At 71.6% G+C, this 23252-nt stretch carries 22 protein-coding genes; 8 read left to right on the forward strand and 14 right to left on the reverse strand.

Features of this window, described 5'->3' with window-relative positions:
* Window positions 1–77: 77 nt before the first annotated feature.
* On the reverse strand, window positions 78–689 hold the full coding sequence (locus ACWF94_RS08010; protein ID WP_003948568.1) for a response regulator transcription factor: 612 nt from the start codon (window positions 687–689) through the stop codon (window positions 78–80).
* A 435-nt stretch (window positions 690–1124) separates the two neighbouring features.
* Here ACWF94_RS08010 and ACWF94_RS08015 point away from each other — a divergent pair, with 435 nt between their 5' ends.
* Entirely contained in the window at window positions 1125–1448 is a 324-nt protein-coding gene (locus ACWF94_RS08015; protein WP_453485816.1) for a WhiB family transcriptional regulator, read from the forward strand.
* A 593-nt stretch (window positions 1449–2041) separates the two neighbouring features.
* Here ACWF94_RS08015 and ACWF94_RS08020 read toward each other — a convergent pair.
* Complete coding sequence (locus tag ACWF94_RS08020; protein ID WP_453485818.1) at window positions 2042–2941, reverse strand: LysR family transcriptional regulator; 900 nt, start codon at window positions 2939–2941, stop codon at window positions 2042–2044.
* A 79-nt stretch (window positions 2942–3020) separates the two neighbouring features.
* Between ACWF94_RS08020 and ACWF94_RS08025 the strand changes: the two genes are divergently transcribed.
* The 4 genes from ACWF94_RS08025 to ACWF94_RS08040 all read left to right on the forward strand — a co-directional run bounded on the left by ACWF94_RS08025 (window position 3021) and on the right by ACWF94_RS08040 (window position 7424).
* Window positions 3021–3695 carry an MOSC domain-containing protein gene (locus ACWF94_RS08025; protein ID WP_453485820.1) on the forward strand — a complete coding sequence of 225 codons (675 nt, stop codon included), beginning with the start codon at window positions 3021–3023 and terminating at the stop codon, window positions 3693–3695.
* Window positions 3696–3898: 203 nt separating this feature from the next.
* Entirely contained in the window at window positions 3899–5410 is a 1512-nt protein-coding gene (locus ACWF94_RS08030; protein WP_453485822.1) for a multicopper oxidase family protein, read from the forward strand.
* 10 nt (window positions 5411–5420) lie between these two features.
* Window positions 5421–6194, forward strand: a complete 774-nt coding sequence (locus ACWF94_RS08035) for an SDR family NAD(P)-dependent oxidoreductase (protein WP_453485824.1) — start codon at window positions 5421–5423, stop codon at window positions 6192–6194.
* Window positions 6195–6395: 201 nt separating this feature from the next.
* Window positions 6396–7424 carry a hydroxyacid dehydrogenase gene (locus tag ACWF94_RS08040; protein WP_453485826.1) on the forward strand — a complete coding sequence of 343 codons (1029 nt, stop codon included), beginning with the start codon at window positions 6396–6398 and terminating at the stop codon, window positions 7422–7424.
* Between the two features lie 312 nt (window positions 7425–7736).
* Here the strand turns inward: ACWF94_RS08040 and groL are convergent, their stop codons facing one another.
* The 3 genes from groL to ACWF94_RS08055 form a co-directional block, all read right to left on the reverse strand.
* Complete coding sequence (gene groL, locus ACWF94_RS08045; RefSeq protein ID WP_453485828.1) at window positions 7737–9362, reverse strand: chaperonin GroEL; 1626 nt, start codon at window positions 9360–9362, stop codon at window positions 7737–7739.
* A gap of 135 nt (window positions 9363–9497) precedes the next feature.
* Window positions 9498–9806: a co-chaperone GroES gene (gene groES, locus ACWF94_RS08050; RefSeq protein ID WP_190121666.1), complete on the reverse strand. Its 309-nt coding sequence runs from the start codon at window positions 9804–9806 to the stop codon at window positions 9498–9500.
* Between the two features lie 1011 nt (window positions 9807–10817).
* Window positions 10818–11696, reverse strand: a complete 879-nt coding sequence (locus ACWF94_RS08055; RefSeq protein WP_453485830.1) for a polysaccharide deacetylase family protein — start codon at window positions 11694–11696, stop codon at window positions 10818–10820.
* A gap of 320 nt (window positions 11697–12016) precedes the next feature.
* Here ACWF94_RS08055 and ACWF94_RS08060 point away from each other — a divergent pair, with 320 nt between their 5' ends.
* On the forward strand, window positions 12017–13282 hold the full coding sequence (locus ACWF94_RS08060) for a THUMP-like domain-containing protein (protein WP_453485832.1): 1266 nt from the start codon (window positions 12017–12019) through the stop codon (window positions 13280–13282).
* A 94-nt stretch (window positions 13283–13376) separates the two neighbouring features.
* On the opposite strand, the gene ACWF94_RS08065 is transcribed toward ACWF94_RS08060, so the two are convergent.
* The gene (locus ACWF94_RS08065; RefSeq protein ID WP_453485834.1) at window positions 13377–14639 is read right to left on the reverse strand and encodes an RNA polymerase sigma factor; all 1263 of its coding nucleotides are present in this window, start codon (window positions 14637–14639) and stop codon (window positions 13377–13379) included.
* A gap of 256 nt (window positions 14640–14895) precedes the next feature.
* Window positions 14896–16437: an MFS transporter gene (locus ACWF94_RS08070; protein WP_453485836.1), complete on the reverse strand. Its 1542-nt coding sequence runs from the start codon at window positions 16435–16437 to the stop codon at window positions 14896–14898.
* 99 nt (window positions 16438–16536) lie between these two features.
* On the opposite strand from ACWF94_RS08070, the gene ACWF94_RS08075 reads away from it, so the two are divergent.
* Window positions 16537–17418, forward strand: a complete 882-nt coding sequence (locus ACWF94_RS08075; RefSeq protein WP_453485838.1) for a TetR/AcrR family transcriptional regulator — start codon at window positions 16537–16539, stop codon at window positions 17416–17418.
* 50 nt (window positions 17419–17468) lie between these two features.
* Here the strand turns inward: ACWF94_RS08075 and ACWF94_RS08080 are convergent, their stop codons facing one another.
* The 4 genes from ACWF94_RS08080 to tsaB are packed head-to-tail and all read right to left on the reverse strand — an operon-like array spanning window position 17469 to window position 20168.
* Window positions 17469–17759, reverse strand: a complete 291-nt coding sequence (locus ACWF94_RS08080; protein ID WP_453485840.1) for a hypothetical protein — start codon at window positions 17757–17759, stop codon at window positions 17469–17471.
* Window positions 17756–18952, reverse strand: a complete 1197-nt coding sequence (tsaD, locus tag ACWF94_RS08085; RefSeq protein WP_453485842.1) for a tRNA (adenosine(37)-N6)-threonylcarbamoyltransferase complex transferase subunit TsaD — start codon at window positions 18950–18952, stop codon at window positions 17756–17758. The genes ACWF94_RS08080 and tsaD overlap by 4 nt, the downstream gene beginning before the upstream one ends.
* Before the next feature lie 29 nt (window positions 18953–18981).
* Complete coding sequence (gene rimI, locus ACWF94_RS08090) at window positions 18982–19443, reverse strand: ribosomal protein S18-alanine N-acetyltransferase (RefSeq protein ID WP_453485854.1); 462 nt, start codon at window positions 19441–19443, stop codon at window positions 18982–18984.
* A gap of 29 nt (window positions 19444–19472) precedes the next feature.
* Window positions 19473–20168 (reverse strand): tRNA (adenosine(37)-N6)-threonylcarbamoyltransferase complex dimerization subunit type 1 TsaB, encoded by a 696-nt coding sequence (gene tsaB, locus ACWF94_RS08095; RefSeq protein WP_453485844.1) that lies wholly within the window; start codon window positions 20166–20168, stop codon window positions 19473–19475.
* A 167-nt stretch (window positions 20169–20335) separates the two neighbouring features.
* Between tsaB and ACWF94_RS08100 the strand changes: the two genes are divergently transcribed.
* Entirely contained in the window at window positions 20336–20884 is a 549-nt protein-coding gene (locus ACWF94_RS08100) for a hypothetical protein (RefSeq protein ID WP_453485846.1), read from the forward strand.
* A gap of 249 nt (window positions 20885–21133) precedes the next feature.
* Here the strand turns inward: ACWF94_RS08100 and ACWF94_RS08105 are convergent, their stop codons facing one another.
* The 3 genes from ACWF94_RS08105 to ACWF94_RS08115 form a co-directional block, all read right to left on the reverse strand.
* Window positions 21134–21358, reverse strand: coding sequence for a hypothetical protein (locus tag ACWF94_RS08105; RefSeq protein WP_453485848.1), 225 nt, complete (start codon window positions 21356–21358; stop codon window positions 21134–21136).
* A gap of 417 nt (window positions 21359–21775) precedes the next feature.
* Window positions 21776–22294, reverse strand: a complete 519-nt coding sequence (gene tsaE, locus ACWF94_RS08110; RefSeq protein ID WP_453485850.1) for a tRNA (adenosine(37)-N6)-threonylcarbamoyltransferase complex ATPase subunit type 1 TsaE — start codon at window positions 22292–22294, stop codon at window positions 21776–21778.
* A partial coding sequence (locus ACWF94_RS08115) for an alpha/beta fold hydrolase (protein ID WP_453485852.1) occupies window positions 22266–23252 on the reverse strand: 987 nt, incomplete at its 5' end. The genes ACWF94_RS08115 and tsaE, both read right to left, overlap by 29 nt.

Here is a 23252-nt window from a genome sequence, read left to right on the forward strand (position 1 = left end):
CGGCGGAGCCGGGGGGGGCCCGGTCGCCGGATCTGTGGCCGGACCCGATGGGTCCGGCCCGATCCGGTGGAGAGTCTCTAGCGGACCAGGCCCCAGCGGAATCCGAGCGCGACGGCGTGCGCCCGGTCCGAGGCTCCCAGCTTCTTGAACAGCCTGCGCGCATGGGTCTTGACCGTGTCCTCGGAGAGGAACAGCTCTCGACCGATCTCGGCGTTGGACCGGCCGTGACTCATGCCTTCCAGCACCTGGATCTCACGCGCGGTGAGGGTGGGCGCGGCGCCCATCTCGGCCGAGCGCAGTCTGCGCGGAGCCAGCCGCCACGTCGGGTCGGCGAGCGCCTGGGTGACCGTCGCGCGCAGTTCGGCGCGCGAGGCGTCCTTGTGCAGATAGCCACGGGCACCGGCGGCGACGGCGAGCGCGACGCCATCGAGGTCCTCCGCGACCGTGAGCATGATGATCCGGGCGCCGGGGTCGGCGGAGAGAAGCCGGCGGACCGTCTCGACGCCGCCCAGTCCGGGCATGCGTACGTCCATCAGAATCAGATCCGAGCGATCGGCGCCCCAGCGGCGGAGGACTTCCTCGCCGTTGGCCGCGGTCGTCACGCGCTCGACGCCGGGCACGGTCGCGACCGCGCGGCGGAGCGCCTCTCGGGCAAGCGGGGAGTCGTCGCAGACGAGGACGGATGTCATGGCCGCCCTCCGCAGCTGATGCGCGTCACCTTGAGCCTCCAGGCTGGGTACGTTTTGTCACCTGTGCGGTTGAACGCCCTCGGACATGTGCCCGAGCACTTCTTCCTTCAACCGCCTCCGCCCTACCAACGACGGTCACTCGAAAGAGTTACGGGTCGGCCTGCCCTCTTCGGCACTCTACGTGAGGGCGCGTGTGCGGCCCTGGGCGTTGCGGGTGAACGATTCTTCACTCGTAAGGTATGCCCCATTCAGCGGCATTTCTTCACTTTTGGGGATGTCTATGGCTAGATTCGCAATACGTCATATTTACATCTACTTACACAGTAGATGTACGGTCGTGGAGCATGGTGCGGGTGCCGGATGCGGCTCGTATCCCAGCCCGTGCGCGCGACCTGACCGAATCCACTTCAGCCACGGTTTCAAGGGGCAAGCGCTATGGCAGATTTCTCCCGCCTTCCCGGACCCAACGCCGACTTGTGGGACTGGCAGCTCCTCGCGGCCTGCCGTGGGGTGGACAGCTCACTGTTCTTCCATCCCGAGGGCGAGCGAGGCGCGGCACGGAGTGCGCGCGAGAACTCGGCGAAAGAGGTTTGCATGAGGTGCCCGGTCCGCGCGGAGTGCGCGGCACACGCGCTGGCGGTGCGGGAGCCGTACGGCGTGTGGGGCGGACTGACGGAGGACGAACGCGAGGAGCTGATGGGACGAGCCCGGCACCGCCTGGTCCCGGCGACGAGCGCGCCGGGGGCGGGGCGGGGTTGACGTCCCGCGAGCCCCTCCCTCAGCAGAAACGTTCCTGCATATCGCCACCCGATGGTCCGGGCCCGTGCCTGCCCGCAGGCTCCCGGCTTTCGGGCCCTTGGCGTGCCCGGATCCACGCCGGGACGCGCGCGGGTCGTGGCGCGCGGGGGTGGTGGCACGCGGGGGTCCCGGTCCGGTCCGCCGGGTCGCCGTCCGGCCCTTAGGGGCGCCGGGCCCCGGGCGACGCGGGCCGTTCCGGGGTTTCGGGGGTTCCGGGGGTTCCGGGGGTTCCGGGGGTTCCGGGGGTTCCGGGGTTCCAGGGTTCCGGGGTTCCGGGGTTCCGGGGTTCCGGGGTTCCGGACCCTGAGCCTCCGGTCTCCCCCGGCCTTTGGCGTGCTCCGCAGACCACCGTCCCGCTTCCGGGGTCCTGCCCGGGGTTACGCCTGGCGTTTTCCGCCCAGGTTCTGTCCTGAAGGGTCCCTCCCGTACGGGGATGTGTCCGGAGCGTCCGGGGACCTGCTTCCGGGCCCGCCCGGGATGACGTCCACGGGCAGGTCCTGGTTTCCGTCCGGGGTCGGCGCCGCGCGGCCGGTCGTCGGCGCGAACCGGCCGGGTCAGCGGGTGGCCGCGAGGCTCAGCTGGTCGAGCGTTGCCGCCACCGCGGGGACCCCGGAGAGGTCGGGGAGGGTGAGGGCGACGATCTCGCGGGCGACCGGGGGGTCGAGGGTCACGGTGCGGGTGCCCTTCAGACGTACCGACTCCAGGGCCAGTTCGGGGAGGACCGCGACACCCAGACCCGCTCCGACCAGGCCGATCACGGCCGGGTAGTCATCGGTGGCGAAGTCGATACGGGGGGTGAACCCGGCCGCTTCACAGACCTCCACGAGCTGGCGCCGACAGCGGGGGCAGCCCGCGATCCAGGGCTCGTCGGCGAGATCACCGATGGTGACGGTGCCGGAGTCCGCGAGCCGGTGGCCCTCAGGGACCAGCCCCACCAGCCGGTCGGTGAGCAGGGGACGGACGATCAGATCGCCCCATTCCGCGCCGCGCTCGGCCGAGCCGCCGTAACGGAAGGCGATCGCCACATCGCAGTCGCCCTCCCGGAGCATCTCCACCGAACGCGGCGGCTCGGCGTCGACGAGCGAGACCCGGGTGCCCGGGTGAGCCGCGCGCAGGGCGGCCAGGGCGACCGGGACCAGGGTGGAGCTGCCGCTGGGGAAGGACACCAGGCGCACCCGGCCGGCCCGCAGTCCGGCGATGGCCGCGATCTCCTCCTCGGCGGCGGTGAGACCGGCGAGGATGCCGGAGGCATGGCGGACCAGCGTCTCCCCGGCCTGGGTCAGCCGCATTTCCCGGCCCGTACGGATCAGCAGCGGGGTGCCGGCCGATGCCTCCAGCGCCTTCATCTGCTGGCTGACGGCCGGCTGGGTGCAGCCCAGGGTGCGCGCGGCGGCGGAGAAGGATCCGGCGGCGGCCACCGCGCGCAGAACTCGGAGATGACGGGCCTCGATCACCCTTTGATGATAAGTGATGCTTGGGTATGAGGGAAATTTTCGAGTGGACACTTTGAGACAGGCCGGTAGCGTGGCCGCCATGAAGGTGCTGACCGTGAATGTGGGCCGGCCGAAGACGGTGGCCTATACCGACACCCCCGGCGGCACCACGGGCATCGACAAACGCCCGGTCGACGGGGCCGTACAGGTGACGGACCCCGGCGCCAAGGGTGCGGGCGGCAGCGGCCTCGCGGGGGACACCGTCGCCGATCCGCGCCATCACGGCGGGCGGGACCAGGCCGTTTACGCGTACGCGCGCGAGGACCTGGACCGCTGGGAGCGGGAACTGGGCCGCCCGCTCACCAATGGAACCTTCGGGGAGAACCTCACCACCTCCGGTCTCGATATGAACGCGGCGCTGATCGGCGAGCGCTGGCGGATCGGCGACCGGCTGGTGCTGGAGGTGACGACCGGGCGTATTCCGTGCCGGACGTTCGCGTCCTGGCTGGGCGAGCAGGGCTGGGTCAAGCGCTTCACCGGGCACGGCTCCCCCGGCGCCTATCTGCGGGTGATCGAGCCGGGCGCGATCCGCGCGGGTGACCCGATCGAGATCGTCCACCGGCCTGGTCACGAGGTGACGGTCGCCCTGGCGTTCCGCGCCGCGACCGTCGAACGCGGCCTGCTGCCGAAGGTGCTGGCAGCGGGTGACGCGCTCCACTCCGAGTTGCTGTGGAAGGCCCGGGCGTATGTGGAGCGGTACGGCGCCGGCGCCTGACCGGGCGCGCGTGATCGTGACCGGCTGACCGGCTGTCTGGTTGGTTGTCTGGTTGACCAGTTCACCGGCCGACAGCTGACCGGCGCCCGCGCCCCGGACCGCGCGCTCGGGGGGAATCCCTAAGGAAACAGGGGAGTTGATTGGGGGGTGGCTGGGGGGCGGTCCCCGATGTCACCGTCGACGGATCCCGGGACGCTCGAAGCATGTCCCGTACGAAGCGCGTTCTCATCAGTCTCGGGACCGTGATGGCCGTGGTGGCCGCTGCGGTCGCCGGCGGTTCCTTCTGGCTCTACTCCACCGCCGACATATCCACCGCAGGCGCGAAGTTCACCCGCGAGCTGGCGGTCCCGCCACTGGCGAAGTCGACCGTCCGCGATGACGGTACGCGGGTCTTCGATCTGACCATGCAATCCGGCCGGAAGGAGTTCAGGCCCGGACGGCAGACTCCGACCTGGGGCTTCAACGGTGACTATCTGGGACCGACACTGCGGGCGGAGCGAGGCGAGAAGGTCCAGGTGCGGATCAAGAACACCCTGGGCGAGGAGTCCACGGTGCACTGGCACGGCATGCATCTGCCCGCGAAGATGGACGGCGGCCCGCATCAGATGGTCGCCCCCGGTGGGACCTGGGCACCGAACTGGACCGTGGACCAGCCGGCCGCCTCCCTCTGGTACCACCCGCATCCGCACGGCAGGACCGAGAAGCATGTGCAGCGCGGGCTCGCCGGGATGTTCCTCATAGACGATGACGCCTCGGCGAAGCTTCCCCTGCCGAAGCGCTACGGCATCGACGACCTGCCCGTCATAGTCCAGGACGTCCGGTTCGACGGCGCGAGGTTCGACTTCGGGCACGGCTTTCTGCGGGAGACCGGATTCCTGGGCGACCGCACCCTGGTCAACGGCACCCTCGACCCGTACCGGACGGTCGGCGACGAGCTGATACGGCTGCGCCTGGTCAACGCCTCCACCGCCCGTGTCTACGACTTCGGCTTCTCCGACGACCGGCAGTTCACCATGATCGGCAGTGATGGCGGGCTGTTGCCGAAGGGGCTCCGGCTGGACCGCGTCCAGCTCTCGCCCGGTGAGCGGGCGGAGATCGTGGTGCGGATGAAGCCGGGCGAGCGAACCGTGCTGCGCAGCTTCCCGCACACCAGCTACGGCGACGGCTGGGGGCAGCGGTTCGCGGGCGGCGACGACACTTTCGACATCCTGGAGCTGCGGGCGGCCGACACCCTGCGCCCGGCCCCCGCGCTGCCCGCCGAGCTGGCCGAACCGGAGGTGCCGAACGGCTCGGACTCGGTGCGCGAGCGGACCTTCGGGCTGGTGACGACCGGGATCAACGGCAAGGAGATGAAGATGGACCGGATCGACGCGACCGTCACCCGGGGCACGGCCGAGACCTGGGTCGTCCGCAACGATGACGGCACCCCGCACAATTTCCATGTGCACGATGTGCAGTTCCGGGTGCTGGAGGTGGACGGCCGGGAGCCACCGCCGCAGCTGCGCGGCGCGAAGGACACGGTCTTCGTCCCGCCCGGCTCGACGGTCAAGCTCGCGATGCGCTTCGACGGGCCCGCGGACCCGAACACTCCGTATATGTATCACTGCCATCTGCTCTATCACGAGGATCTGGGGATGATGGGCCAGTTCGTCGTGGTGGAGAAGGGGCAGAAAGCGGGCAGTGTGCGGGCGCCGGAGTCGCACGCGGGGCACTAACGTGCCGCCTATGACGACCGCACTGATTACGGGAGCGACCGCGGGCATCGGCGCCGCGTTCGCCCGGCGCCTCGCCGCCGAGGGACACAACCTGGTGTTGGTGGCCCGCGACACCAAGAGGTTGCGGGAGCAGGCCACCGAACAGCACGACCGGCATGGCATCGAAGCGGAGGTGCTGACCGCGGACCTGTCGCTGGACAGCGGGATCGCGGCGGTCGAGAAGCGGCTCGCCGACCGGAAGAGCCCGGTGGATCTGCTGGTCAACAACGCCGGCTTCACCAACAAGGGACGCTTCCTGGAGGTGTCCATGGCCGATGAGCTGACGATGTTGAAGGTCCACTGCGAGGCGGTGCTGCGGCTCACCTCCGCCGCGACGGCGCCGATGCGGGAGCGCGGCCGGGGCGGGGTGGTCAATGTGGCGTCGGTGGCGGCCTTCGTTCCCCGTGGGACCTACGGCGCGTCGAAGGCGTGGGTCGTCCAGTTCACCCAGGGCGCGGCGCGGGACATGGCCGGGTCGGGGGTACGGCTCATGGTGCTCTGCCCCGGTTTCGTCCGCACCGAGTTCCACCAGCGGGCCGGGGTGGGGACGGACAACATCCCCGGGTGGATGTGGCTGGACGCGGACAAGGTGGTGGAGACCGCGCTCGCGGACCTGGCGCGCGGGAAGGCGGTCTCGATCCCCGACCCTCGGTACAAGGCGCTGATGGGTGTGGTGAAGCTGGCGCCGCGCGGTGTGCTGGGCGGGATCACTTCGAAGACGGGCCGCAGGTACGGGCCGCAGTAGGGGGTGGGCCCCGCCCGAGTCGGCGGGCCACCCGAGTGGGCGGACCACCGGAGTCGGCGGCCCACCGGACAGGGTCCCGGTGCTGGTCCCGGTTCGGGTCCCGGGCCCCCTTTCCGTTCCGGTTCCGGGGCCGGCCCCGTTCCGGGCGGGTGCACAGGGCGGTACGAGGTGTACGGCGATGGAGGAGGAGTTGGTTTCACCATGCACGACGCCACTGGCGACCGGCCCGAGGTTCTGCTCGCCATGGGGCCCGGCATCGCGGAGCGGCTGTTCACCGGGCGGCATGTCGACCGGCTCGCCGCGCTCGCCCGTACCGATCCATGGCTGGTCGCCCATGATCTGACCGCCCCTCCGCCCGCTGTCGCGACCGCGCTGGCTTCCGCCGATGTGCTGCTGACCTGCTGGGGAGCGCCCCCGATCACCCGCGAGGTGCTCGCCGCCGCCCCCCGGCTGCGTGCGGTCGTCCATGCGGCCGGTTCCGTGAAGCACCACATCACCGATGCCTGCTGGGAGCGCGGCATCACCGTGGCGTCCGCCGCGTCCGCCAACGCGCTGCCCGTCGCGGAGTACACGCTGGCCGCGATCCTCTTCGCGGGCAAGCGGATCCTGCCCACCGCCCGGCGTTACGGGCGGCTGCGCGCCGCCCACGACTGGGGGCGGGACCTGACGGACGCGGGCAATTACCGCCGTACGGTGGGGATCGTCGGCGCCTCGCGGATCGGGCGCCGGGTGATCGAGTTGCTGCGCCCGTTCGACATGCGCGTTCTGCTGCACGATCCGTATGTCACCGATGCCGAGGCTGAGTCGCTGGGAGCCGTACGGACGGGTCTGGACGAACTGTGCGGCCGCAGCGGCGTCGTCTCGGTCCACGCGCCGGAGCTGGCGGCGACCCGCCATCTGATCGACGGCCGCCGGCTGGCCCTGATGTCCGATGGGGCAACGCTGATCAATACGTCGCGCGGTTCGCTGATCGACCAGGAGGCGCTGCTGGCGGAGCTGGTCCCTGGCCGGCTCTCCGCCGTACTCGATGTGACGGAGCCGGAGGTTCCACCCGCCGACTCCCCGCTGTACACGCTGCCGAATGTGCTGCTCACCCCGCATCTGGCGGGTTCGCTCGGCAATGAGCTGCACCGAATGGCGGATCTGGCGCTCGACGAGCTGGAGCGGTACGGGAAGGGGCTGCCCTTCGCGGAACCGGTGCTCGCGGCGACGCTGGACCGTTCCGCGTGAGCCGACCCGGGCCCTCGTACCCCGGTCGTGCCCCGGTCGTGCCCGGTCGTGCCTCGGCCGGGGTACGACCGGGTGTCGGTGATGGGCGTCACGATCACGGGCGGGAAGCTCGTCGAGATCGACATCCTCGCCGATCCGGAGCGGTTGGGCGGACCGGATCCGACGTACCCCGCGTGGTGAGCGCGCCGTCCGGGCCGCGCGGCACCAGGCCCGCACAGCACCGGGCCCGGTGCCCCCGCGACGGGGGCACCGGGCCCGGCTTCGTACCTACCGCTGGGCTACGGCCGCGGACGGCCGTCGCGACGCACGGTGTCAGTGGGAGTGACCGTGGCCGCCGTGGCCCGCGTCGGCCTCTTCCTCTTCCTTCTTCTCGACGACCAGGGTCTCGGTCGTGAGCAGCAGGGAGGCGATGGAGGCCGCGTTCTCCAGGGCGGAGCGGGTGACCTTGACCGGGTCGATGACGCCGGCCTTCACCAGGTCGCCGTACTCGCCGGTCGCGGCGTTGAAGCCCTGGCCCTTGTCCAGCTCGGCGACCTTGGAGGTGATGACATAGCCCTCAAGGCCGGCGTTCTCCGCGATCCAGCGCAGCGGCTCGACGGCGGCACGGCGGACGACGGCGACACCGGTGGCCTCGTCGCCGGTCTTGCCGAGGTTGTCGTCCAGGACCTTGACGGCGTGGACGAGCGCGGAGCCACCACCGGAGACGATGCCTTCCTCGACCGCGGCGCGGGTCGCGGAGATGGCGTCCTCCAGACGGTGCTTCTTCTCCTTCAGCTCCACCTCGGTGGCGGCGCCGACACGGATCACGCACACACCGCCGGCCAGCTTCGCCAGCCGCTCCTGGAGCTTCTCGCGGTCCCAGTCGGAGTCCGTGGACTCGATCTCGGCCTTGATCTGGTTGACCCGGCCCACGACGTCGGCGGAGTCGCCGCCGCCGTCGACGATGGTGGTGTCGTCCTTGGTGATGGTCACCCGGCGGGCGGAGCCCAGGACGTCCAGACCGGCCTGGTCGAGCTTGAGGCCGACCTCCTCGGCGATGACGGTGGCACCGGTGAGGGTGGCCATGTCCTGGAGCATCGCCTTGCGGCGGTCGCCGAAGCCGGGGGCCTTGACGGCCACGGCGTTGAACGTGCCGCGGATCTTGTTCACGACCAGGGTCGACAGGGCCTCGCCCTCGACGTCCTCGGCGATGATCAGCAGCGGCTTGGAGCCACCCGCCTGGATGACCTTCTCCAGCAGCGGCAGCAGGTCCTGGATCGAGGAGATCTTGCCCTGGTTGATCAGGATGTACGGGTCGTCGAGGACGGCCTCCATACGCTCCTGGTCGCTCACCATGTACGGCGACAGGTAGCCCTTGTCGAAGGCCATGCCCTCGGTGAAGTCCAGCTCAAGACCGAAGGTGTTGGACTCCTCGACAGTGATGACACCGTCCTTGCCGACCTTGTCCATGGCCTCGCCGATCAGCTCACCGACCTGCGGGTCCTGCGCGGAGAGACCGGCGACCGCGGCGATGTCGCCCTTGTCCTCGATGGGACGGGCGGTGGCGAGCAGTTCCTCGGACACGGCCTTGACGGCGGCGTCGATGCCCTTCTTCAGGGCGGCCGGGGAGGCACCGGCGGCGACATTGCGCAGGCCCTCGCGGACCAGCGCCTGGGCCAGCACGGTGGCGGTGGTGGTGCCGTCACCAGCGATGTCGTTGGTCTTGGTCGCCACCTCCTTCACCAGCTGGGCGCCCAGGTTCTCGTACGGGTCCTCGACCTCGACCTCGCGGGCGATCGTGACACCGTCGTTGGTGATGGTGGGGGCGCCGAACTTCTTGTCGATGACGACATTGCGGCCACGGGGGCCGATGGTCACCTTGACCGCGTCGGCCAGCTTGTTGACGCCGCGCTCAAGGGCGCGACGGGCGTCCTCGTCGAACTTCAGGATCTTCGCCATGGGAGCGTTTCAGTCCTCTTCTGAGACGAACTGCGCCCTCAGCGCCCGGTTGTGAAGTGTCAGCGGGGGCCAAGGGCGCAGTTCAAGAAAACAAACGGTGTGCGGTGTCTTCCGGGCGAAACCCGGAGGTCCGACCTACTTCTCGATGATCGCGAGAACGTCGCGGGCCGAGAGGACGAGGTACTCCTCGCCGTTGTACTTCACTTCGGTGCCGCCGTACTTGCTGTAGAGCACGACGTCGCCGGTCTTCACGTCGAGCGGCAGGCGCTCGCCGTTCTCGAACCGACCCGGACCGACTGCGAGGACGACGCCCTCCTGGGGCTTCTCCTTCGCCGTGTCCGGAATGACCAGGCCCGAGGCCGTGGTCTGCTCGGCGTCGAGCGGCTGGACCACAATGCGGTCTTCAAGCGGCTTGATGGCAACCTTGGAGCTGGTGGTCGTCACGATCCGACCTCCCCCTTCGGAGATCTCACGGGGTTTAACTGTCTGAGGTGGCGACCAGGTCGATCCGTCGTCGCGGGTGCCGGACCTGCCCGTCGCTGTGTTGGCACTCTCCAGTGGGGAGTGCCAGACCCGAGACTATGACTGTGATTAGCACTCGGTCAAGCGGAGTGCCAATCGAGCGCGGTGCGCCGGAGCGCGGCGAGGCGGATGGCGTGCGGCGACGGGCCCCGGACTCCCGGCCCCAGGGACCCTCAGGGACCTCAGGAGCCGGGGCTTCGGCGTGCGGGTGGGTGGGGGCGCTGGATGCGGGCCAGCAGGCGCGCGGCCGGTTCGGTGAGGGCGGGGGCCTTAAGGGCACCAGGGAGGCCGGGGCGCCGGTCGCTCCGGGGTCCCCGGGGGATTCCAGGCGGCGCCTCGGGTACCCCCGGCGCCCCTGCCGTCCCGGCCGGCTCCGGCGCCCCGGGCGCCCCGGCGCGCAGGGGGCGCACTGGTGGCAAGGGGCGCACGGGATACCCGGATGACCCAGCTTGCTGCTTCAGTTCGCTCCTTTGCGCCGGGTCGGCTCGTCCCGCCCAGCTGCCCTTCCGCCCCGGGCCGGTTCCTCCCCCTGCCTCGGCCGGACGCCCCGGGCCGGTCCCGCGTACCCGCTCGGGCTGCTGGACCGCCTTGCGGCCGAGCCGTTCGATGGGGTCCTCGATGGGGTCCATGGACCGGGGCACGCACCCCACGCAGAGAAGCAGCGCACCGGCCATGACCGCGAGCGGGGCCGCCGGCCGGTGCGCGAGGCTCACGCCAGGGCCCCGGAGCGGCGCGTACCGTCCGGGCCGGACACGGGGCGCTGGCGCTTAAGGCCGATGCCTGGCGCCCGGTGGCGCATACGGCCAGCGCCTGACGCCCGGCGACGCGTACCACCCACGCCGGACACCGGGCGGCGGCACGTACGGCCGATGCCTGGCGCCCGGCGGCGCGTACCGCCCGGACCGAGCCGCAGTCGGGGAGGAGCGGCGCGGCTCATACGTAGTCCTCAAGCCGGGCCACCGCGTACCCCTTGTCGGTCACGGTCTTCATGACCTGCCGGATCATGTCGGGCATGGTGCCCTTCCAGTCCTCGCGCCCCCTGAAGTGGGTGAGGATGATGTCGCCGGGGTGCAGATCCCGGTCCCACTCACGCCATTCCATGTGGTCGGGGAACGCCTCGGCGGCCCACAGGGGCACCGCCTTCACGCCGCACGCCTGGGCGGCGCGCAGTGTGTCGTCGTTGTAATTGCCGTACGGCGGGCGGAAGAGCGGGGGGCGCTCCCCGTACAGCTTCTGGAGTCTGTCCTGCTGGCCGCAGATCTCCCGCTTCTGCGCGTCGTAGGAAAGGCCCGGCATATAGCGGTGGTTGAGGGTGTGGTTGTGGAGGGAGACGCCACGGTCGCGCATCTGGCGGAAGTAGCCGTAGTTGTCATTGATCACGTAGTCGCTGAGGAAGGCGCTGTACGGGATCTGAAGCTCGGTCATCATCCGGAGCAGTTCGGGGTCTTTCTCCGAGCCGTCGTCGATCGTCAGGAAGACGACCTTCTCCGTGACCGGCACCGTCGTGAAGACCGGCGGCAGGGACTCGCCGTCCGCGACCTCGAAGCCCTGACGGGTGGTGAGTTTCGGTTTGACGGCGGGCGGTCGGGGCGCGGCGAGCGGTGTGGCGGCGAGCCCCCACTTCCGGGCGGCGGCGGCGCGGGCCGCCTGGACGCGCTTGATGTCGTTCGGCTGCGCGGGGCGTGCGCCCCCCTGGCCCTTGCGCTCCGCCGCCTGCTGACCCGGCCGGGGCTGTGCGCCGTCGCGGCCGTCGCCCTCCTCGGCCGCGCAGGCTGAACCGAGCAGGGTCACCAGCAGGGCGGCCGCGAGCACCCGGCCCCGCGAGCGATCCCGCGACCGGTGCCGCGACGACCGGTACCGGGGCCAGTACTGGAGCCAGTACCGGGACCGGTGCCGGGGCAAGTGCCGCGACCGGCCGCCGTGCCGCCCGTCATCCGCTGCGGCCAGGTCGCCATCCGTACACATGTTTACCTTTTGTCCGCTTAGCTGCATGGCGCTGGATCCTGTCAGCAGAGCCGGCCGCGAACGGCCCGACACCGCCGCCCGGGACGGACCGTCCCCCGCCCGGCCCACACCGGCCCGGCACCTGGCCCAATGGCGTCCGCGTCCGGCGGGGGACCCACAATGGGCTGGTGAACGACCTCTCCCCGCTTCTCACCGCCGAGGGCCGCGCCCTGCTCGCCGCTCTGCGGGACTACGACCCCGCCCAGGAACTGGCGATCGCCACCCGGTTGCGCCGCGAGCACCCCGCCGAGCTGGTCTCGGCGGCGCTGGGGCAGGCCCGGCTGCGGCAGCGGGCGGTGGCGAAGTTCGGGGCGGCGGACGCGTACCGCATGTACTTCACCCCGAACGGCGTCGAGCAGGCCACCCGGAAGTCCGTCGCCGACTACCGGGCCGCGCGTTTCGCCGCGCTCGGGGTACGCGGCGTGGCCGATCTGTGCAGTGGCATCGGCGGGGACGCCATCGCGCTCGCCCGCGCCGGTATCCGGGTGCTGGCGGTGGACCGCGACCCGCTGACCGCGTCCGCCGTACGCGCCAATGCCGACGCCCTCGGTCTGGCGGAGCTGATCGAGGTGCGGTGCGCGGATGTCACCGAGGTCGACACGACGCCGTACGACGCGGTCTTCGTGGACCCCGCCCGCCGGGGTGGCCGGGGCCGGATCTTCGACCCCGAGGCGTACTCCCCGCCGCTGTCATGGGCGATCACGGCGGCCCGCCGCCGCCCGTACGCCGCCCTTAAGGTCGCGCCCGGTGTCCCGCACGAGCTGATCCCGGACGACTTCCACGCGGAGTGGATCTCGGACGGGGGCGAGGTGAAAGAGGCGGTGCTCTGGTCGTCCGGTGCACACCCGGACACGGCCCCGGATGCGGACACGGATACGCACACGGACGAGGCGCCGCACCCGGGTCGGGCTGCGGGTGCTGCCCCGGACTCGCCCTGGGGCACGACCTCCAGGCGGATCACCGCGACCCTGCTGCCCGGCCCGTACTCCCTGATGGGCCGTGGACTGCCCCACCCCCGGGTCCGCCCGGTCGGCCGCTATCTGTACGAGCCGGACGGCGCGGTCGTCCGCGCCCATCTGGTCGCGGAGGTCGCCGAGGAGGTGAGCGGCGGTCTGATCGACGAGACGATCGCGTACATCACTTCGGACGAGTTGCGACCGGTGCCCTTCGCCACCGCGTACGAGATCACCGACCACCTCCCCTTCCATCTGAAGCGCCTCAGAGCCCTGCTGCGCGAGCGCGGGGTCGGCGTCCTGACGGTGAAGAAGCGCGGATCGGCGGTGGAACCCGAGGAGTTGCGCCGCAGGGTGAAGCCTCAGGGGCCCAACGCGGCGACCGTGTTCCTGACCAGGGTGGCCGGAGCGCCGACGATGCTGATCGGCCACCCCGCGTAACCTCCGCCCGCGCCTCCTGCCCGCCGCTCAGCTCCGCTGTACGCCGCTCACTTCCCCTGCGCGCCCGGTGCGGCCCATGAGCCGCGCCGGACCGCTAACCCGCGCCCGGGGGCGGGTCAGCCCGTGCGAGGAGCAGTTCGCGCTCTTTCTCGTTACGGGTCAGGGACGCCGCCCGTGCGAACTCCTGGCGTGCCTCCGCCGTACGTCCGAGGCGGGCCAGCAGGTCGCCCCGGACGCTCGGCAGCAGGTGGTAGCCCTTAAGAGCGGGCTCATCGGCGAGGGCGTCCACCAGCGCCAGGGCGGAGGCCGGGCCTTCGGACATGGAGATCGCGACCGCGCGGTTCAGTTCCACGACCGGGGAGGGGGCGACGGCTGCGAGCTGTCCGTACAGGGTGGCGATGGTCCGCCAGTCGGTGTCCTCGTAGCGGATCGCCTGGGCGTGACAGGCGGCGATGGCGGCCTGGAGGGCGTACGGCCCCGGGGGCCCGCCCGCCGCGTTCGCACGGGCGAGTGCGGCGAAGCCACGGCGGATGAGGAGCCGGTTCCAGCGGGTGCGGTTCTGGTCGGCGAGGAGGACCGGCGTGCCGTCCGGGCCCGTACGCGCGGCGGTCCGCGATGCCTGGATCTCCAGCAGGGCGGCCAGCCCGTGCACCTCGGGCTCGCCGGGCATCAGGGCGGCCAGCACCCGGGCCAGCCGGAGGGCGTCCTCGCACAGGGCGGGGCGGAGCCAGTCGTCGCCCGCGGTCGCGGAGTAGCCCTCGTTGAAGATGAGGTAGATGACCTCCAGGACGGAGCCGAGCCGTGCCGCCCGGTCGGGGCCGTACGGCACCTCGAAGGGGACGCCCGCCTTGGCGAGGGACCGCTTGGCGCGGACGATGCGCTGGGCGATGGTCGGCTCGGCCGCCAGAGAGGCCCGCGCGATCTCCTCGGTCGTCAGTCCGCCGAGCAGCCGCAGGGTGAGTGCGATCCGGGCTTCGGTCGAGAGCACGGGGTGACAGGCCGTGAAGATCAGCCGCAGCAGATCGTCGTCGATGGCTTCGGGGTCTTCGGGGTCCAGCCCGGCCGGCGGCGGGGTGTCCTCCAGGGTGCGCCCGACCTCCGCCAGCTTGCGCGCGTAGTTCTCCCTGCGGCGTACGAGGTCGATCGCCCGGTGCTTGGCCGTGGCCATGAGCCAGGCGCCCGGGTTCTCCGGAACGCCCGACTCCGGCCACCGTTCCAGCGCGGCGACGAGAGCGTCCTGAGCGATCTCCTCGGCGATGCCCACATCTCGTACGATCCGGGTGACACCGGCGATGATCCGCGCCGACTCGATCCGGAACACCGCTTCCACCGCGCTCGCTGCCGTCCCTGCCGTCACCGCCTCATGAAAACAGTCCCCCGGACGGCGGGCAAACCACTGGTCGGGCGGACGCGGACGAGGGTGTGCGGCGACGCGGGTGCCGGTCGGCGCGGATGAGGCGGCGGCGCGGGTGCCGGCCGGCGCGGGGCCGGGGTCCTCGGCAGGGCAGTTGCTGCCCCGGCCCAGCCGGCGCGGTGCCGGGGTCCTCAGCAGGGCCGTTCACGCCCCGGCCGAGTCGCCGGTCCGGACCACCGCGCGAACGGGACGAGGACACTCACCTCCGCGACGCACGGGAGACGGCCTGATCGGCGTCTCCCCCATGGCCCTCGTGCCCCTTGTGTCCCCCATGGCTCTCCTGTCCCCCGTGACCCTCATGATCCTTCGGCGAGTCTTCTCCGGCGCTCTCCGGTGCGGTCCTCTCGGGCCCCGGCAGCAGGGTCAGCGCCACCACGACGCCGACCATGAGCAGCGCCGAGCAGACCCAGAAGGCCGCGCGGAAACCGTTCGCCATCGCTTCTTCGACTCCGCCGCCGTCCCCGGTCGCACCGGCGACGGACGTGGCGACGGTCACCAGGACGGCCAGGCCGAGGGAGCCGCCGATCTGGCGCGAGCTGTTGAGCAGACCCGACGCCATGCCCGTCTCACCCACGGCGACGCCCTTGGTGGCCGCGGTCCCCAGCGGGACGAAGCACAGGCCGATACCGGCGCTGCTGAGCAGCGACGGCCACAGGATGGTGTACGCGAAGCTCCCGTCGGGCGTCGCGGTGAGGGCGAACCCGGCGAGCCCGGCCGCGCCCAGCAGCCCGCCGAGCGCCAGCAGCGCGCGGATGCCGACGGCGGCGACGACCTTGGTGGCGATGACCGCACTGACCACCAGGCCCACACAGAACGGCAGGAACGCCGCGCCCGTCGCCGACGCACCGAACCCGAGCACCTGCTGCATATAGAGCGAGCAGAAGAAGAAGGCGGCGAACTGAGCGGAGCTGAGCAGCAGCGAGAAGAGGTTGGCGCCGAGCACGGGACGGTTGGCGAGCAGCCCGAGGCGCAGCAGCGGCTGCCGTACGCGCAGTTCCACCCCGGCGAAGGCGGCGAGCAGGACGACGGCCGCGCCCAGGGTCGCCAGGGTCGTCGAAGAGCCCCAGCCCTGGGATTCCGTACGGACGAGGCCGAGGACGAGCAACGTCATCCCGGCGGTGACCAGCAGCGCGCCCGCGACATCGAGCCGGGGTGCCGCGGCCCGGTCCCGCCCGGCCGAGAGGCTCGCGCGCGCGGCGGCGGCCATCGCGAAGAGCACGATGGGGACGTTCACCAGCATCACCGACCGCCAGCCGGCCGCGTCGGTGAGGAGTCCGCCCGCGAGCACCCCGATGGCGCCGCCGGCCGCGCCGGACATGCCCCACAGGCCGAGCGCCTTGGACCTGGCCGGGCCCGCGGCGAACGTGATGGTGATCAGGGTGAAGGCGACGGGCGCGAGGGCGGCGGCGCCGACTCCCTGGACCGCGCGGGCGGCGATCAGCGCGCCCGGGGACTGTACGAAACCGCCGATCAGGCTCGCGAGGCCGAAGAGCGTCAGGCCCGCGGTGAGGGTGCGGCGGATGCCGACGACATCGCTGAGCCGGCCGCCGAGCATCAGCAGACCGCCGAACGTGAGGGCGTACGCGCCGACGACCCATTGCAGGCCGTCGGAGGTGAATCCGAGGTCCTCGCGCATGTCGGGCAGTGCCACATTGACCACGGACATGTCGAGCGACACCAGGAACTGCACGGTGAGCGCCACGGTGAGCACCCAACGCGTCTGCCGCGCTTGGTCGTTCATCGGTTTCCCTTCCCGGAATGATCCTCACCGTCCCTCTGTCTCGAAGGATTACTATACGCGTACAGAAATTAATCCCGGGAGGCACGGGAGAATACGGAGATGTCTGACGAGCGGATGCCTGAGGAGCGGATGGGCGAGGAGCGGATCGGCGAGGAGCGGGTGCCTGAGGAGCGGGTGCCTGACGAACAGGTGCCTGACGAACAGGTCCCTGGGGAGCGGATGGCCGGGGAACCGAGCACCGGAAAGGGACGGGCGCGGGCGGGGAACGCCCCGGACGCCCCGGCGGGCGGGAAACCCGCCGGGGCGGAGAAGAAGCGCGGTGTCGGGCGTCCGCGCAGACTGGACCCCGCCACCATCGTCGCCACCGCGCGCCGCGTCATCGAGGAGGACGGCGTGGACGCCCTCTCGATGCGGCGGGTCGCCAAGGAGGTCGGCAGTACGCCGATGGCGCTCTATCACTACGTCCGGGACAAGGACGAGCTGCTGATGCTCACCCTCTCCGGCGCATCGGCGACGTTCCCGCGCCCGGAGCTGCCCACCGATCCGCGCGCCCGGCTGATCGCGGCCTCACTCCATATGCACTGGGTCCTGGATCAGATGCCCTGGGTGCTCAAGGTCCTCGCGCTCGGCGACCTCACCGACAAGGACGCGCTGTGGATGGTCGAGGAGATCCTCGACTCGGCGATGCGCTGCGGGCAGAGTGCCGAGCAGGCGGTCCGGACGTACCGCACCATCTGGCACTTCGTGTACGGAGACCTCGTCTTCCGCGCCGCCAGGGCCCGCCGCGCCGAGGAGCCCGACCGCAAACGGCACTGGCCCGGCATGCTCGCCGAGAACGACGCGGCCGAGTTGCCACGGCTGACCGAGCTGACAGCCCGCTGGGACGAACTACAGGACTACGACGTGGCCGAGCAGCTGACGGCGATCGTGGACGGACTGCTGAACCGGACCCGGCAGACAAGCCCTGCCCCGGAGGCGTGAGGCGCGAGGTCAGAGGCCGTGCGGGCCTCAGGGGGCGGAGCGGGCCATTCTCAGCCCGTACTCCCCATACTCCCCATACCCCCCGTGCCCAGGGACTCGAACCGCCAGCGGTGCACCGCCCGGGTGATCAGATACGCCGCCGGTTCCGGCAGCTCGGGCAGGTCGGCACTCACATCGGCCACCTCCCACCAGGTGATGACCAGCACCCGGTCGCCCGCCGCACGGAAGCACTCACGGCGCACCGGCTCCCGGGCCAGCTCCTGTGCGCGGGCCCACTCCAGCAGCTCCGCTCCCCGGCCCCGGACGGCCCTGGCCTCCCACATCAGCGCGACGACGGTCATGAGTACAGATTGTCCTTGCTGATCTCGTGCACATGGTCATGGTCATGGTGATGGTGATGCGCTGGGCCGTGACCGTGCGCATGGCCATGACCGTGACCGTCCCCGTGGCCATGACCGTGGTCGTGCGCACGCCCTGCCTCCGGGGCAGCCGCCCCCGGGACATGGGTGTCGGTCACCGGCAGCGACGAGTCCGCCGACAGCTCCAGATCCGAGACCGGCCGGTTCCGCGCCACCATCTCCGCCCCAAGGGCCGCCACCATCGCGCCGTTGTCCGTGCACAGCCCCGGCCGGGGCACCCGCAGCCGGATGCCCGCCCGCTCGCACCGCTCCTCGGCGAGCGCCCGCAGCCGTGAGTTGGCCGCCACCCCGCCGCCGATCATCAGATGGTCGACGCCCTCGTCCAGACAGGCCCGTACGGCCTTGCGGGTCAGCACATCGACGACCGCTTCCTGGAAGGACGCCGCCACATCCCGTACGGGTACCTCCTCGCCCGCCGCGCGCCTCGCCTCGATCCAGCGGGCCACCGAGGTCTTGAGCCCGGAGAAGGAGAAGTCGTACGCGGCGTCACGCGGACCCGTCAGCCCGCGCGGGAACGCGATCGCCAGCGGGTCGCCCTCGCGCGCCAGCCGGTCGATCACCGGACCGCCGGGGAAGCCCAGGTCCAGCACGCGCGCGATCTTGTCGAACGCCTCGCCCGCCGCGTCGTCGATCGTCGCGCCCAGCGGCCGTACATCACTGGTGATGTCCGGTGCGAGCAGCAGCGAGGAGTGGCCGCCGGAGACGAGCAGGGCCATCGTCGGCTCGGGCAGCTTCCCGTGCTCCAGCTGGTCGACGCAGATGTGCGCGGCCAGATGGTTCACCCCATAGAGCGGTTTGCCCAGCGCGTACGCGTACGCCTTCGCCGCCGACACACCCACCAGCAGCGCGCCCGCGAGACCCGGCCCGGCCGTGACCGCGATGCCGTCGAGGTCACGGGCCGAGACGCCCGCCTCCTTAAGGGCGCGCTCGATCGTCGGGACCATCGCCTCCAGGTGTGCCCGGGAGGCGATCTCGGGCACCACCCCGCCGAAGCGGGCGTGGGTGTCGACGCTGGAGGCGACCGCGTCGGCGAGCAGCGTCGTACCGCGGACGACGCCGACGCCGGTCTCGTCGCAGGAGGTTTCGATACCGAGTACGAGCGGTTCGTCAGCCATCAGTGTTCATCCCTGTTCTTACCGCGTTCTTACCGCGCACTTGGGTTCCTGCCGTGCACATGGAGCCGCATGACGAGCGCGTCGACATTGCCCGGCTGGTAGTAGCCACGGCGGAATCCGAAGGGCTCGAAGCCGAAGCGCTCGTACAGCTTCTGGGCCCTGGTGTTGTCCACCCGCACTTCGAGGAACACCTCGTCGCACTCGAAGGCGGTGGCGTACTGCAGCAGTTCGGAGAGCAGCCGGGACCCCAGGCCGGTCCCCCACTGCTCACGGGCGACGGCGATCGTCTGTACGTCCCCGAGGCCGCCCGCCGCCGCGAGACCCGCGTATCCGACGATCTTCCCGCCGGTCTCGGCGACCACATAGCGGCGGGTGGCCGCCGGACCGCGCGCATGCGCCAGCTCGGACCAGAACATCCCGGGCGACCAGGCGTCCTCCGGGAAGAGGGCGTGCTCCATGTCGAGTACGGGCCCCAGATCCCACCAGCGCATCTCGCGCAGTACGGGGGCCGGCGCGGTGGTCACTGGGGTGTGACCACCTTGTAGTTCTTCGGCACCTGGGCGTCCGGCCTGCGCAGATACATCGGCCGGGGCGGCAGTCCGCCCTGGTTCTCGAAGGATTCGGTGTCCCCGGCGGCGAGCTTCTCGGCGGCCAGCGCCGCCAGCGCCCCGGCCGACACATGCTCGGGGGCGCGGGCGCCGGGGAACGTCTCCGGGTAGAGCAGCGCGCCCGCGCCGACCGCGGGCAGCCCCGCGACCCGCTCGGCGATATCGGCGGGCCGGTCCACGGCCGGGTCACCGATCCGCTCGCGCGGGGAGGCGTACCGCGCCCAGTAGACCTCCTTGCGCCGGGCGTCCGTCGCGACGACGAACGGTCCGGTCAAGACGTCGGCGCCGGGGCCCTGGCCCGCCGCATAGGCGAGTCCGTCCAGCGTGCACAGCCCGTACACCGGCACCTCCAGGGCCGAACCGAACGTCGCGGCCGTCACCAGACCGACCCGCAGCCCGGTGTACGGGCCGGGGCCGACCCCGACGACCAGCGCGGTGACGGCGTCGAGCCCCACCCCCGCTTCGGCCAGGATCCGGTCGACGGCGGGCAGCAGCAGTTCGCCGTGGCGGCGCGCGTCCACGCGGCTGGACTCGGCGACGACGGAGGCGCCGTCGTGGAGAGCGGCGGTGACGGCGGGCGTGGCGGTATCTACGGCGAGCAGGAGCACGCGAACAGCCTACGGCTCCCACGCCGGGGGCACGGCGCCCCCTCGATGGGGTGCGGCTGCTGCTACGGTCGCTCTCCAGGCGTTTATCTCCCGTATTCTCCAGACGTTTATTCTCCAGACGTTTATGCGAACGTTCATGCGGACGTTTATGCGAAAGGTGGGGCACGGTGGCACGGAGCAGCTCGGGACTGGTGGCCGGGCTCACGGCAGCCGCGCTGGCCGCCGTCTGTTTCCTCGCCTATCAGGCGTCGGCGAGCGCCCCCGGTTCCGCCGCCAAGCCCGGGGGCACCAGCACGACCCCCGCCACGAAGTCCCCCCAGCAGAAGAAGAACCCGCTGCTGCTGCCCGCCGGCTCGGGCACGGGCACCCGGGTCGTCTACGCCCTGGGTGATCGCCGGGTCTGGCTGGTGGAGGGGAAGAGCCGGGTCACCACGACCTTCGGCGTCATGCCGTCGACGGTCAACCCGCGGCCCGGCACCTATGCGGTGACCTCCCGGTCGGGGAAGGTGCCCGGCTCGGACGGGATCTCGATCGAGCATGTGGTGCGGTTCGCCGGCGTCGGCGATGTGCCGATCGGTTTCAGCGCCGCCGTGAACGGGTCGATGGCCAGTCCGGACCCGCAGAAGAAGACGGGCGGCGTGCGGATGAAGCGGGCGGACGGCGACGCGATGTGGGCGTTCGCGACGATCGGCACGAAGATCGTCGTGGTCCCGTAGGCCCGCTGCCCCGATGCTCCGGTAGGCCCGCCTGTCCTGCTCGTCCCGGCAGTCCCGGCAGTCCCGGCAGTCCCGCTGATCTCGTAGACCCGCAGGCCCGCAGGCCCTCGTCCTGCCGGTCCGCCGGTCCGCCGGGCGTCGCGCATACGCTCGTACGAACTACGCGCCCGGCAGGCCCGGACTGGACGTGCCCTGCGCGGCCGGGGCTGGACGTCCCCTGCGCGGCCGGGGCCCGGCGCGGCGTACCCCCTACGCCGCGTCCCGGCTGTCGGCGTCCGGCTGCCGGGTGGTGGCACGCGGGGGCGTGGAGACCGCGCTGGCCGCCGCACAGGACGCCAGCAGCTCCCGCATCGACGGCCGGCCGGGGTGCGCGGGCAGAGCCGGTCCGGGGGAACGCGGTGGGGGCGGCGGAGGTGTCATCGGCTCATCGGCGGGCTGCCGCCGTGGCTGGAACTCTCGCTCGGACGCCGACATGATGCCTCCTGGATCGCCGGGGGCAGGATAAGTTAGGCAGACCTAACCAACTCTCCGTACCATGTGAACACGTATGGCACGGCTCACGCAACACCTTCCCGACACCTTGTCGGAATATCCCCACCGGGTCGCGGAATCTCCGACCGGCGGCGGCAGGCGGAATCGCTTCCGGCCGCCGGAGGGGGCAGGGAGCCGGAGCCAGGAGGTCCGGGGCACGGAAGCGGAAGGTCAGGCCCCGGAAACGGAAGGTCAGGCGGCCGGGCGGCCCGGAAGCCGGGAGGGCTCCGGAAGGGCTGTGGGCACCCGGAGCCAGGAGGGCTCCAGAAGGGCTGTGGGCACCCGGAGCCAGGAGGGCTGCGGGCCGGCGGGGCAGAGGAGGGCCTGGGGGGCGGGGGCCAGGGGGCCGCGGGACCGGCGTCAGACGCCCGTCAGGTCCGTCCGCGCCCAGCGCTCGCCGAACCCCCTCAGGGTCACCTCGCGCCGGTCGTCGTCCGTATCGCCGACAACCCGGTGGATCACCACATGCAGCCGTGCGTCCGCGAGGTCCTCGACCTTGCCGTCGCCCCACTCCACGACCACGACGGACTCCGGGAGACTGACATCGAGATCCAGGTCCTCCATCTCGTCCAGCCCGCCGCCGAGCCGGTAGGCGTCGACATGGACGAGGGCGGGCCCGCCGGTCAGCGGCGGGTGGACCCGGGCGATCACAAAGGTCGGCGAGGTGACCGCGCCACGCACGCCGAGGCCCTCGCCGAGGCCCCGGGTCAGCGTCGTCTTGCCCGCGCCCAGCTCGCCGGTGAGCATCACCAGATCGCCGGGTCGCAGCAGTTTCGCCAGCCGTCGCCCCAGCTCCAGCATCTGCTCGGGGGACTCGACGGCACGGACGGCTCGGTGGGGGGCGGCCATCTCAGCCGCCGGGCTGTGCGGTGCTTCCATACGGGTCAACGTTAGCCGCTGCCGGCACGGCGCCGACCCGGGCCAGCAGGTCCGCCAGCCGGTCCGTGACGACCTCAGGATGCTCCAGCATCACCAGATGCCCGGCGTCCGGCACGATCACCAGCTCGGAGTCGGGCAGGAAGTCGGCGATCGCCTCGCTGTGCGCGCTGGGGGTCACCAAGTCTTTGTCCCCGGCGAGCACCAGCACCGGCACCTCGTCGAAGACCGGGAGCGCCTCGGCCTTGTCGTGCTCGTCGAAGGCCGGATAGAACTCCGCGACCACATCGATCGGAGTCGACTCGATCATCCGCTCGGCGAACCGCGCCACCGCCGGGTCCACGTCCTTCGACGAGAACGAGTACCGCTTGATCAGCCCGGCGAAGAGATCGGCGGTCGCGGCACGGCCCCGCTCCACCAGCTCGGCCTGTGAGCCGAGGGCGCGCAGCACCCCGGGCAGCACCCGCCGCACGGCGTTGACGCCCGCGACCGGCAGTCCGTAACTGACCTCGCCGAGCCGCCCGCCCGATGTGCCGACGAAGGCGACGCCGACGACCCGCTCCCGGACGATCTCGGGGAACTGCTCGGCCATCGCCATCACCGTCATCCCGCCCATGGAGTGCCCGACCAGCACCAGCGGGCCCTCCGGCGCCGCCTTGTCGATGACGGCCTTGAGATCGCGGCCGAGCTGGTCGATGGTGACCGGCACCCGGTCCGGGCCGGACTGCGAGGCGCCCCGGGCGGAGCGGCCGTGGCTGCGCTGGTCCCAGTGCACCGTGCGCACCAGGCCGCGCAGGGCGGCGCGCTGAAAGTGCCAGGAGTCCTGGTTGAGGCAGTAGCCATGGCTGAAGACGACGGTGACCGGGGCGGGTGGCTTACGGCCGAAGAGCCGGCGGCGGCGGGCGTCGCCCGCCGGCGGGGGCTCTTCGGTCAGCTCGTCCGACTCGTAGTACAGCTGGGT

Source organism: Streptomyces sp. NPDC055078 (assembly GCF_053607985.1).